This is a genomic window from Candidatus Zixiibacteriota bacterium (assembly GCA_040752595.1).
Classification (GTDB): Bacteria; Zixibacteria; MSB-5A5; order WJJR01; family WJJR01; genus JACQFV01.
This window is the reverse complement of record JBFMGX010000043.1, coordinates 1-12581: the sequence shown is the minus strand read 5'-3', so window position 1 is coordinate 12581 and position 12581 is coordinate 1. Positions and strand designations below refer to the sequence as shown.

Genomic DNA, 12581 nt, shown 5'->3' with positions numbered 1-12581 from the left:
CCGCCGGGAAAGCCATCGACCACGATGAAGCGTTGGATCAAGAGAATCGTGCTGGGGGGCGTAATCGCCGTCCTGGCGGCGGTCGTCCTGTTCGGCGGCGCCGTGCTGTACACGAACCGCTCCGACTTCTGCACGACCTGCCACTACATGCAACCGTTCTATGACGCTTGGGCCTCATCCTCGCATCACATGGTCCCCTGCCGCGATTGTCACTACGAGCCCGGATATACCAGTGTCGTGACGGGAAAATTCCGCGACCTCAACCAACTGGTCAAATACTGGACCAACGCGTATCGCCGCTCCAAGCCCTGGGCGGAGATTGCCGATGCCTCCTGTCTGCGTTCCGGATGCCATGAGACGCGGCTCTTGCATGGAAGGGTCACGTTCGACGGCGTCAATTTCGATCACAAGCCGCACCTGGAACAGATGCGTCGCGGCAAGAAACTGCGCTGCGTCTCGTGCCACGCGCAGATCGTCCAGGGCGAGCACATGACGGTGACCGAGAACACCTGCATCCTGTGCCACTTCAAGACCGATGAGCAGGGGCGCAACGTCGCCCACTGCACGATCTGCCACAACCCGCCGGTGCCGGTGGAAGGGAGCGAGCCGCCGAAGTATGACCACACGAGCGTGATCGAACGCAAGTTGGATTGTGTCCGTTGCCACGGCGCCATGGTGGTCGGCGACGGTGCTGTGCCCCGCGAGCGCTGCTACGCCTGCCACTGGGATCGCGAGCGGCTGGACCAATTCGGCAACACCGACCTGGTCCATCGCATGCACATTACCGAGAACAAGATCGAATGCGACCTCTGCCACCTGTCCATGCAACACAAGTCCGTGGCTCGGGAACAAGCGATGCCCGATTGTCAGGCCTGCCATACAGATCTGCACACGGCACAAAAAGACCTGTTCAGCGGACATGGCGGCGTCGGGGTCGCCGATCAACCCAATCCCATGTTTGAGAAGGGACTCACCTGCCAGGGATGCCACATCTTCCACACAGCCAACGGGAACGACTCGTTGACCGGCGGCACGTTCATCGCCTCCGGCAAGAGCTGTGAGCCCTGCCACGGCGCCGGATACGACCGTTTGCTGGCAGACTGGAAGAAGTCCGCCGAGCAACGCATGGAAACGATCCGACGGGCACTGGAGAAGGCCGCACCGCTTCAGGCGTCCGCCCCGACCGGTGCCGATTCGCTCCTCCGCCAGGCCCAATACAACTACGACATGGTCCGCCTGGGCCGACCGATCCACAATATCGTCTATGCGAATGCGCTCCTCGATGCCGCATACCAGCGTCTCGGGGACTTCTTCGCACAGGTCGGCGCGGTCTATCGGTTGCCCGCCCTGCCCGCGAAGGATCGGCTGGTCCCATCGGCCTGCGTCAATTGCCACAGCGGCATCGAGGAAATCGACGCGCCGATCTTCGGGCTGGTCTATTCCCACAAGCGGCATCTCATCAATGCCAGGCTGACGTGCTCCCGTTGTCATTCCAATGCGCGTCGTCACGGAGAATTGACCGTGCAACGGAGCGACTGCCTTGGGTGTCACCATGCGCAGACCGAGCGCGATTGCACATACTGTCACACGATCCAGGCGACGATCCTCACCGGGAAATCAGACAGTCTGCCGTTGGAGAACGCCGACCCGATGATTGCCGCGGGGATCTCATGCGGCGAATGCCACAGGCAGCCGGACAACACGATCGCCAAGCCGGCATCGCAGCGCTGCGCCGATTGCCACGATGAGAGCTACCCCGCCCTCCATCGGCAGTGGCTCAGTGAGTTCGCCACCGCGCACCAAGCCGTGTCCGCGCTCCTGGCCAAGGCCGATTCCCTCCCCGTTACCCCCGAGCGCGACCGGGTCTTGGAACCGATACGACTTCATCTGCGCACTATCGAGGCCGATGGTTCACGCGGCTCGCACAATCACACCGAGCAGATACGCATCCTCGAGACCGACAAGGCGACATTGGAGCGAATCATAAACACCCGCGGATGAACCCCGCTGGCATTGAGTTGTCAGAGTCCACTCCGTCGCCGTGGCCTCAGGCTGGATCGGCTCCGGTGATGGGCATGGGAACCCCCTTCACCGAGCGAACGGCAGTGCGAATCCTGCCGATAATAGGTCTATGTCGGCGGCAATGCGGGGAGCGCATTCCGACCGCGGCACTTGGCGGGCTACCCTTGGAGTCACGCAGAGTTAATTGCTGTCGGAAGAGGCTCTGAAACGTATATTGTGTCGGATACGGCAGACCGACCCCAGAGGTTCGTGACCGCCAAGCCACTACGTGCAAAGGACTTACTGGTGAAAAGTCGCGAGACATCCATATCCTCTCTGCTCGCAGCTTTCTTGATGCTCGTACTCTTCGCGGTGAGCACCCTAATCCCGTGGCCATCCGGCCCGTCGATCTCTTCCGCCGATCTGCCCAAAGACTCGTTGTCGGTCGATCCCGAATTCGCCATTCCGCAGGAGTTGGCTGAACGCCGTGCCCAAGTCGACACGATCTACCGCACTCTGCGTGGACCACTCCCACCACCCCCGAGCGGCGAGGGGCTTGAAGTCATCTATGGCTCCGACAATCGCGCGGATATCTACGCCGTCTCCGACCCCACCGTGCTCGCTGTCGCCCAGGCCACCTGCGCCGTCGTCGAGATAACCGAGATCACCGACAACGGCAACGGCACCTATACCCTGTCGACCGTTCCGTGGACCAGTCAGAACGGGTTCCCCTTGTGCGCGGGAGAGCGGTTCGTCGGCCAACTCCAGATCGGCTTCTGCACTGGATTTCTCGTCGGCCCGGACCTCTTGGCCACGGCGGGACACTGTGTCAATGCCTCCGACTGTTCCATCACCGCCTTCGTGTTCGGCTTCGATCAGATCGATTCGACAACGCCGCCTCTGACGGTGGTCTCCGCCGACAACGTCTACTTCTGCGACGGCATCGTAGACCGGATCCAATCCGGCGACCTCGATCACTGCATTCTGCAGCTCGACCGCCCGGTCGTAGGGCGTTCTCCGCTGCCGATACGGCGCGCCGGCTCAGTGACCGACGGCGATCCGTTGGTCGTGGTCGGCCATGGCATCGTCCTGCCGACGAAGGCCGCGAATGGTGCGAATGTCCAGAACGCCAATGGAACGATTCCTTGGTTCCAGGCCAACCTCGACACGTACGGCGGCAACTCCGGCTCCCCCGTTGTGAACTCAGACAACGGGACCGTGGAGGGAATCCTCGTGCGCGGTGCCCCGGATTGGACAACATCCGACGGATGCACCCGTTCCAATGTCGTTCCCAACTCCGGCAACCCCGGTCCCGGCCTGCCCTTCGAGGAAGTCAGCAAAACAACCACCTTCGCCGGTTTCGTACCGCCGTTGATCAGCTCCCAAGGCAAGATCGCATGGGACCGTCTGTACTACCGGTGCTCCGATTCGGCGCGACTGGAAGTGGCCGATCTCGACCTGGCCGGCACCGATTCCTGTGAGGCCACCGCGCTCACACTGTCCGGCGACACCGCGACCATCTGGTTGATGGAAGCCCCCACAGTGTCAGGGTTCTTTTCCGGTACCCTCGTGGTCCTGAGCGGGTCCGCCGTTCCCGGCAATGACACGCTCGAAGTCGTCCCCGGCGACACGATCTTCGCCCGCTATGACGATGCCGATGACGGCACCGGCAGCGGGAATGTCGCCATCGACACGGCGCGGATCGACTGCCTGCCCCCCGTGATCAGCAACGTCGATGTACCCGTCATCGGCGGCACGTCGGCCACAATCAGTTTCGATACCGATGAGCCGGCGGCGCCCTCCATCCGTTACGGCACGTCGTGCGACCCGCTCCCGCAATCAGCGAACAGACCCGGATATCCGACGGCCCATCAAGTGTCGATCGGCGGCTTGGCGCCGCTAACCACCTACTACTTCACCGTCAGCGCCACCGATCGCGCCGGAAATACCGCGACGGACGACAACCTGGGCGCCTGTTTCAGCTTCAACACCTCCGACGAGCCGGACCACTTCACCGAGTTGTTCGCCAGCGGAGAGAATGACCTCGACTTCAAGACGATTTCCTTCCGTCCGGACGGTAGTGACGACTTCTACTCCGCGTGCACCGAATCGGCGGCCGCTTTCCCCACCGACACTACGGGGAGCACGACCCTGGCTCTCGGGGATGACGACTTCCTGGCGGTCGGCCTCGCGGATGGAGAGAATGTCAAGTTGTACGGTGTCTACTACTCCAGTCTTTACGTCGGCTCCAACGGCTACATCACATTCAGTAGCGGCGACGGTGACTACTCCGAGACACTCGCCGATCATTTCGCGCAGCCGCGAGTCTCCGCGCTGTTCGACGATCTGGCGCCCAATCAAACGGGGCGTGTTTGCTACCGGCAGACGACTGACCGCCTCGCCGTCACATTCGCCGACGTTCCCGAGTACGGCAGCGGCACTTCCAACAACTTCCAGATCGAACTGTATTTCGACGGACGCATCGCCCTGACCTATCTGGCGATTGCGGCGACCGATGGTCTGGCCGGTCTCTCCGCAGGCAGCGGCCTACCCGCGGACCTCTCGGAATCCGATCTGTCCCAGTACGGACCCTGCCCCTGCTCCGATGTCGACAGCGACGGCGTCTGTGACAGCAGTGACAACTGCCCGTTCGTGGCGAATCCGAATCAAGCCGATGCCGACAGCGACGGCGTCGGCGATCTGTGCGACAACTGCCCGCTCGTGGCGAATCCAAACCAGGCCGATGCCGACAGCGACGGCGTCGGCGATCTGTGCGACAACTGCCCGTACTTTGCCAACCCTGATCAGGTCGGCTGCCTCTTCCATGGCGACCCGAAACCGGACAGCATCATCAACGTCTTCGACGTTGCCCTGACCGCCGAGATTGCCTTCCGCGGCGGCGTCCCGATCATCGATCCGGACTGTCCGCATGCCCTCGCCGGGCGTACCGATGTCAATTGCGACGGTGTGACCAGCGTGATCGACATGGTGATGATGGTCGACGTCGCCTTTCGCAGCATGCCCAAGGACTTCTGCCATCCCTGCGCCTGCAATCCCTATCCCACCGGTTGCCCATAAGGGCCTCTACTGATCCTTGCATTGCCAATGGAACGGCATCCGTAGGTCAGGAGCCCCGTGCTCCTGACGGGATCTTGTTCCATTCATTTGGCAATCCTCAATTACAGAATAAAGGAAAGATGCCCTGACCCGATCCGCCATAGGCGGATCGACCTCTCCCGGAGGGAGAAATCAGACTTCCCCTCTCTCCTCTGGGGAGAGGGCAGGCTTGCCCTGAGCGAAGTCGAAGGGGTGAGGGGTAGCTACCAATGCACTCCACATGCCGAAGCGGCGTCGCTCCTTGAAGTTCTCATTGTGTTAGACGCTCTGAGAGTGAGGTCGCGGACTCGCCCGGCATCCGGACGTCAGCGAATCGTATCCGCAGGACCGCACACGGTGCGAGGCCGCAGCCGTGGCCATGCGTGGCAACTCCCTACACTTGGCTACGGAACCGGAGCGGCCGGCATTCGGACACTGCCTCTGAGTCATCGCCAGAACTTCCTTGAGCTCGCGTCGGATGGACTTGCTCTCGAATGGCAGGCTGATGACCCCATCCGCCCCGCCGGCCAACGGATCGATGTCGCTCGGATTCCCAGGATCGGTGATCAGCAAGACCGGCAGTTGCGGCCGCCGTTCTTTGGCCTCCAGCAATACATCCCACCCGCTCATGGGCTTCATGGTGATGGCCGAGATGACCAAGTCGACGGTACGGTCTGGTAATTGGCGCATCGCCTCCGGACCGGTACTCGCATGGAGTGTCTTGTATCCCTCCCATTCGAGGATTCGCCCCAGAACCCCGCGCTGCTGGGCATTCTCATCGACCGACAATCCCGTCTGCCAAACGCGCTCCAAGGCGTGGTCGATCTTCCGTAACAGAGTGCCGCTGCGGATGGGCGTGAGAATGTAATCGCGCGCGCCCAGTTGAAGGGATCTCGCCACCGCCGTCCCGTCCCGCCGTCCGGAACAGATGATGACGGGAATGTGGCTGAAGCGCTGGTTGGCGGCCAGATACTCGAGGAGTGCGAATCCCTCCCGCTGCGGCATCATGAGATCCAGAACCACCAATTTAATCGTCGAATCGCGTTGCAGGCGATCCATCGCCTCCGGCACGGTTGTTGCCCTCACGCACAAATGACCGTGTTCACCCAGGACAGATTCCCGACTCTCCAGTAGACGGCCGCCGTCGTCAATCAACAAGATGCTCATGCCCTCTCCTCCCCCTTGTCGCGGCGACGGACGGCACGAAGTTCGTCCAAGGCTCAGAACGCCGTCCGTCGCAGACCCAGAGCGATCCCTGGCATCCTGTCTGTCTTGTCGCCGTCCACCAGGCCGTGATCGCCGGAATACCACGACATTGACAGAACCTGTCATGAAAATCTGCAATCCTCTGCACAGTGTGATTCCGCGCGCCGGAAGCCGACTTGTGAACGGATGTAACTCGTTACACCACAACAAAGTCAGGAGCGGCTTCGATTCCGCCACCATGTTGTATGCCGGGGGGATTATTGCTATCCTGCGTTATGTGGAAGCCGGATCAACCATTCTCACCGTCAACGAAATCTACGCCAGCATCCAGGGCGAGTCATCACATGCCGGCCGCCCTTGTGTCTTTGTCCGCCTCACCGGCTGCAACCTGCGCTGCACGTGGTGCGATACGGAATATGCCTTCTACGACGGACGGAGAATGACCATCGACGACGTCATGCGCCGGATCGATACCTATCGGCTGCCGTTGGTCGAGATCACCGGCGGCGAGCCGCTCCTGCAACCGGGGTGCGCAATCCTGGCAGAACTGTTGCTGTCGAAAGGCAAGACCGTGCTCGTGGAAACGTCCGGGGCCCTGCCGATCAATGTGCTGCCACCCGGCACGATTCGCATCATGGACATCAAATGCCCCGGCTCCGGTGAGTCGGAGAAGATGGACTGGCGCAACCTCCAGTGGCTGACGTCACACGATGAAGTCAAGTTCGTGGTCGCCAACCGGACCGACTACGAATGGTCACGCGATGTCATCGGCCGCCACGACCTGACGCGCATCTGCCCGGTGTTGATCTCGACCGCCTACGGGCGCCTGGCCCCGGATGAGGTTGCCGGTTGGATTCTCGCAGACCGGCTCGATGTCCGCTTCCAGCTTCAATGGCACAAGTACATCTGGGATTCCGGTACGCGTGGCGTATGAGTAACGCACGAAACGCCGTCGTCCTGCTGAGCGGCGGACTGGACTCGGCCGTGGCACTGGCCATTTGCCGAAGCGAGGGGTACATTACCAACGCGCTGACCATCGATTATGGGCAACGGCACCGCGTGGAAATCACGGCAGCCCAACGGATCGCCGCCGCCCTCGGGGTGGCACGGCACATCATCCTGCCGGTGGATTTGACCTTGTGGGGCGGCTCGGCGCTCACTGCCGACCTCCCTGTGCCCAGCCGCCGCACTCGCACCGAGATCGGCGATGATATCCCGGTCACATACGTGCCCGCTCGCAACACGATCTTCCTCGCTTTGGCCATGGGATGGGCGGAGACCCTGGAGACCGGAGACATATTCATCGGTGCACATGCGCTGGACTACTCCGGTTATCCCGACTGTCGCCCGGAGTATTTTGCGGCTTTTGAAGCACTCGCCAACCGGGCCACACGGTCGGGGGCGCAGCGCACCCTATCGTGGCATGTCCACACGCCGCTTCTGCACCGCACCAAGAGCGCGATCGTCCGGCGCGGTCTCGATCTCGGCGTGCCATTCGGACTGACCAGCAGTTGCTACCAACCGGTGGACGCGGGGGACTCGCAGTCGGTGCTGGCCTGCGGGGTCTGCGATGCCTGCGTATTACGGCGGGCGGCGTTTGCCGAGCTCGGCGTTGTCGATCCCATTCCCTACGACATTCCGGGATGAGCCGAATGATGATTACACTACGCTGCGAATTTCGTTTTGAAGCGGCCCACCGCAACCTGTCGGCGCCGCCGGACTCCCCGGCGGCGAGGTTGCACGGACATTCCTATGCCGTTTCTGTTTCCGTTACGGGATCGGTCGATCCCCGGCTCGGCTGGCTCGTGGACTTCGCGGATATCAGATCTGCCTGCGCACCGATCGTGGGTGAACTCGACCACCGATGCCTCAATGATGTCCCTGAGCTGCACGATACATCCCGGGACGATGTCGGTCGGTATCTGAGCGAGCGGCTGACCCGTGCTGTGTCGGGATTCACTGGCTGCAGTGTCGACATCGTCGGCGACACGGTGTTCGATCCCCTGATCGTCCCCGCAGGCGCCGCCGGGATCTCGCGGGAGCAGGTGCACTTCGGCTTCGCCGCCGCGCACTTTCTTCCCCGTTTGCCCCCCGATCACAAGTGTCGCCGGCTGCATGGCCACAGCTTCCGCTGCGTCATCGACGCACCGAATGCGCAGCCGCTGTTGGCACCCCTGGCAGACGTCCATGCGCAGCTCGACCACCGCCTGTTGAACGATGTTCCGGGCTTGGAGAATCCCACGTCGGAAAACCTCGCCCGTTGGCTGTGGCAAGAACTCGCGACACGCCGCGCGCTCTGTGAGCAGTTGATGATTCGCGAGACATGCACATCGGCCTGCTTGTACGCCGGCTCGGAAGCCGGTTCATAGCAGAAACTCTCAGGCCCTCTGGCAAAATGGGAAGTCCATGCTGCGTTCTGAGTTCGTCATGTGCAGTGCATTGGTGACCACCCCTCACCCTGCCCTCTCCCCAGAGGGGAGAGGGGTCTAACCTCTCCCTCCGGCTTGCCCCGAGCCGGGTCGAGGGGGAGAGGTCGATCCCTGCCTGCCGGCAGGCACGGCGTCGCAGGCGGATCGGGTGAGGGAGCTCTTCAACCTGTTCATTCTGTTGGACGCTCAGAGGGGACGCAAATGACTAAGAAGACCCCACGCCCAAATGCACTCCGCTCAGGCCTGAAGCTCCTGGGACAGGGGCCCGCGAAGCCGACCCGACAACTGGAGGCGTTTCCAAACCGCCATCGGCACCGCGACACCGTCGTCACGTTCCATTGCACCGAGTTCACCTGTCTTTGCCCCGTCACCGGTCAACCGGATTCCGCCGATCTGGAGATATCGTATATCCCCGACCACAAGATCCTGGAGAGCAAGTCGCTCAAGCTCTACCTGTGGACCTATCGTGAGATCGGCATCTTCCACGAGGACCTGGTGAATGAACTGCTCGATGCGCTTTTCGCATTCCTGAAGCCCCGCTGGCTGCGCGTGACCGGGCACTTCAATGTCCGAGGCGGCATCGCGATCGATGTTGTCGCCGAGTTGCCCCGCCGCCCCAGTACCGCAAGGCGGTGACGTTGATCCGAATACGGGGCCGGCAACCCTGATTGACAAAGCGGACGTTTGCGGTATATTCCGGCTGTGGGCGGCCATGTCCCAAGTTCTGCGGCCACCCCGAAGCTGTCAGTACCTGCCTATCACATTCACTCCGAACGGGAGATGACCATGATCCGCTTTGCCCGGCTCTTCGCGCTGGCGACCGCCCTCCTCTTGGTCGCATCGTCCACCCATGCCGTTCCCATTCCCCCAAATGTCCCGGTCTCCGGCCACCAATCCGGTCTGCAAAATGAGGAGCAGGCATGGATCTGCCCCATCGACACCAATGTCGTCATCACCAATCACCGCGACTTCCGACTCGGCTATCGCCAGATCGGTCTGGGACGCTCCACCGACGGCGGCGCCACTTGGACCGACAGTCTGATCCGCACAAGTTACCAGATCTTCAATCGGCAGTCCGACCCGATCATGACCGTCAATTCCTCCGGTCATTTCTTCATCAGCCATCTCGACTATGATGCCAGCGGCAACGACGGCCTCAGTTACATCGCTTTTCTGCGCTCGACCGACAAGGGTGCGACGTGGACCGGCCCGTACGTGGTCGAGTCGGACCTGGGCCCCTACTTCGAAGACAAGCAATTCGTCACCTGTGATCGCACGGGCGGACCATACGATGGGAATCTCTACATCTCCTGGACCCGCTTCACCGACCTTAAGCCCAATCGCATCATGTTCGCCCGCTCGACCTTCGACGCGTTGTTCTTCGACGACACCATCATGGTCGGCCCGCCGTTGAATACGACCTGCACCGGCATCGTCAGCGCCGGCCAGTTTTCGCAACCCCTCGCCGGCAAAGACGGCGCCGTCTACGTCTTCTGGCAGGGGTACCATGTCGACTCCTCCGGCGGCGGCTGCGATTGGTACAATGCCATTCGCTACAACAAGTCGACCGACGGCGGTGTGACTTGGGAAGGCGATCGCATGCTGCGCCCTGTCGATGGGTGGAGCTACGTTGATGGCAACGTCGACGTCTACAGCCAGCCGACCACCGACGCCGACATCACCGCCGGACCGCACGCCGGCAATCTGTACCTGCAATACCGCGACGTGGATCCCAACTCCCCCTTCTTCGACTCCGACATCATGTTCCAGCGTTCTCTCGACACCGGCCACACCTGGTCGGCGCCGATCCGCGTCAATGACGATCCGGTCGGTCCTGATGTCGATCAGTTCCACAACTGGATGGTCTGCAATGATGAGGGCATTCTCGTGTCGATCTGGTATGATCAGCGCACCGACCCGAGTCACTATCTGTTCGATGTCTTCGCCGCATATTCCTTCGATGGCGGCGCTACTTGGTCCTCGAATCACCGCGTGTCGTCGATCTCCATCAATCCCAATCTCCTGGCGAAGGCCCAAGCGCTGGCTCAGGAGGCAGTGATGTCGGCCGGACGCTCCGGCAACCCGGGTCTCGTGGCGCGACCGCTCGGCCCAATGACGCCGCTCACACCCATGGCCGGCAAGATCGCCGAGTACATTGCCGTCTCCGCTGTCGGCGACAAGGTTGTTGCCGTGTGGACCGACACGCGTGATGGCGATCAGGACGTCTGGTCGGCGCGTTGGTATCTGCCACTCACCGACCCGCGCCTGATCTACCCATTGAACAGCGAACTCATCGATCCGAATGCACCCGGTTTGCTCTGGGCGACGGCGTGGAAGGAATCGGAGGATTTGTATCGGCTGCAGATTTCCAGCAGCTCCGGCTTCGGCACCACACTACGCGATCTATTCGTCACCGGTACCCAATTCAATGATGCGATCACCGACCTGGCATCCGGCACGTACTATTGGCGCATCAAGGCCTACCGTGCTCCCGGCGGTGTCCCGGCCGAATCAACGGCTTTCTCCGCGCCCGGTCTGTTCCAGATTCCTCCGCCGCCATGCTCGTGTCCCTGTGCCGGCGACCCGCAGTGCGACGGCCTGCGTTCCGATCTTCAGGATGTTGTGAAGACGGTCGATGTCGCATTCCGGGGCATGGCGCCGGTGATCGATCCCATTTGTCCGCGTGCGCGGACGGACGTCGACTGTGATGGGGTCACCAGCATCACCGATGTCGTCCGAGAGGTCAATGTCGCCTTCCGCGGCGCGAATCCCGCAACCGAGTTCTGCGACCCCTGCGCACCCTGACGTGCACAGTGAAGCGTAGGGGCACGGCGCACCGAGAAGAGCATCCCCCACCCTTCGGGTGGGGCACAGCCACAGGACAGGATCCGTAGGGGCACGGCGTGCCGTACCCGATACAAGGGTGGGCTTCGCTCACCACTCCGAGATCGCAGGACGGCGCATTCCACTTGCGGACAGGGGGCTTTCAGCCCCCTGTTTGTCTTTGGCAGAACACGGTGGCTGAACAACCGAGCCGGGCCCATCCCTGGACCCGGCCCGCGGAATCCCCTCAGATTTTGGCCAGTTGCTGAGTTAGGAATGATCACACCAAGCGGCTACGGGATGTCGCACTCTTCGCAATAGGACACCCAGATGCAGTCCGCATCGACCTTGTGCCAGATTACGTTGCGGCCCAAGGGCGGACACCAGTGGGTACAGGTGCAGAGCCCTGCCGCTTCCGACACCTCGGACGATGTCAGCGACATCGAGAACGCAAAGGCGAACACAAAAGGCGCCAACGCTATGAGTCCCATGAGTCTCTTCTGCATTACACTCACGCCCTTTCTCCGGTCCTGAAGTGGCCCGGAGCTATCACCGCGTCAACAGACGCTGAAATTCACTGGCCGAGATCTTGGGGACACCGAATTCGGTTATTACACCGACTTCATTGACACAGAAGTAGACAGGGATCACCGCGACTCCGTGCACCCTGTCCAACTTCTGCTCGACATCACAGTACACGGGAAGAGTGATTCCACGGGATGCCAGGGCCTCGACCAACGGACGGCTATTGCCCGAATCGAGCAGCAGAATCGCCTTCCGGCTGGACGGGCCCGAGCGCGACATCGCCTCCCATAGAACCTCGGCCACACCAATGCAGCTTTGGCATCCCGGGGACACGTATACTACAAGACCCCCGTGGGGAAGAAGCTCGCGTACTCTGATGTCCTGTTTCAGCTCCAGTCGGACAGATTTAGCATCTAAAAGTTGATGGTTTGCGTCGGTTCTCCGGGCCAGATTAGGGGACGGAGGACGGATGTATGGACGAGGATCATGGGACGCCGCTGA

The 12581-nt window shown here is 61.6% G+C and carries 10 protein-coding genes and 1 pseudogene; 8 read left to right on the top strand and 3 right to left on the bottom strand.

Annotation, left to right across the window (positions count from 1 at the left end):
* The first annotated feature begins 24 nt into the window (after positions 1 to 24).
* Positions 25 to 2001 (top strand): cytochrome c3 family protein, encoded by a 1977-nt coding sequence (locus AB1792_10115; protein MEW5702570.1) that lies wholly within the window; start codon positions 25 to 27, stop codon positions 1999 to 2001.
* A gap of 354 nt (positions 2002 to 2355) precedes the next feature.
* Positions 2356 to 5079, top strand: coding sequence for a trypsin-like peptidase domain-containing protein (locus AB1792_10110; GenBank protein ID MEW5702569.1), 2724 nt, complete (start codon positions 2356 to 2358; stop codon positions 5077 to 5079).
* A 297-nt stretch (positions 5080 to 5376) separates the two neighbouring features.
* Here the strand turns inward: AB1792_10110 and AB1792_10105 are convergent, their stop codons facing one another.
* The gene (locus AB1792_10105; protein MEW5702568.1) at positions 5377 to 6264 is read right to left on the bottom strand and encodes a response regulator; all 888 of its coding nucleotides are present in this window, start codon (positions 6262 to 6264) and stop codon (positions 5377 to 5379) included.
* Positions 6265 to 6541: 277 nt separating this feature from the next.
* Between AB1792_10105 and AB1792_10100 the strand changes: the two genes are divergently transcribed.
* From AB1792_10100 to AB1792_10075, 6 genes and pseudogenes are all read left to right on the top strand, one after another.
* Complete coding sequence (locus AB1792_10100) at positions 6542 to 7237, top strand: radical SAM protein (GenBank protein MEW5702567.1); 696 nt, start codon at positions 6542 to 6544, stop codon at positions 7235 to 7237.
* Complete coding sequence (gene queC, locus AB1792_10095) at positions 7234 to 7950, top strand: 7-cyano-7-deazaguanine synthase QueC (GenBank protein ID MEW5702566.1); 717 nt, start codon at positions 7234 to 7236, stop codon at positions 7948 to 7950. Before AB1792_10100 ends, queC begins: the two co-directional genes overlap by 4 nt.
* Positions 7947 to 8243 (top strand): annotated as a pseudogene (locus AB1792_10090) (6-carboxytetrahydropterin synthase). The gene queC and the pseudogene AB1792_10090 overlap by 4 nt, the downstream one beginning before the upstream one ends.
* 90 nt (positions 8244 to 8333) lie before the next feature.
* Positions 8334 to 8672 (top strand): 6-carboxytetrahydropterin synthase, encoded by a 339-nt coding sequence (locus AB1792_10085; protein ID MEW5702565.1) that lies wholly within the window; start codon positions 8334 to 8336, stop codon positions 8670 to 8672.
* A 261-nt stretch (positions 8673 to 8933) separates the two neighbouring features.
* The gene (gene queF / locus AB1792_10080) at positions 8934 to 9368 is read left to right on the top strand and encodes a preQ(1) synthase (GenBank protein MEW5702564.1); all 435 of its coding nucleotides are present in this window, start codon (positions 8934 to 8936) and stop codon (positions 9366 to 9368) included.
* A gap of 150 nt (positions 9369 to 9518) precedes the next feature.
* Positions 9519 to 11537 carry a sialidase family protein gene (locus AB1792_10075; GenBank protein MEW5702563.1) on the top strand — a complete coding sequence of 673 codons (2019 nt, stop codon included), beginning with the start codon at positions 9519 to 9521 and terminating at the stop codon, positions 11535 to 11537.
* A 311-nt stretch (positions 11538 to 11848) separates the two neighbouring features.
* On the opposite strand, the gene AB1792_10070 is transcribed toward AB1792_10075, so the two are convergent.
* Positions 11849 to 12046, bottom strand: coding sequence for a hypothetical protein (locus tag AB1792_10070; protein ID MEW5702562.1), 198 nt, complete (start codon positions 12044 to 12046; stop codon positions 11849 to 11851).
* Positions 12047 to 12104: 58 nt separating this feature from the next.
* Positions 12105 to 12359: a hypothetical protein gene (locus tag AB1792_10065; protein MEW5702561.1), complete on the bottom strand. Its 255-nt coding sequence runs from the start codon at positions 12357 to 12359 to the stop codon at positions 12105 to 12107.
* Positions 12360 to 12581: the final 222 nt, after the last annotated feature.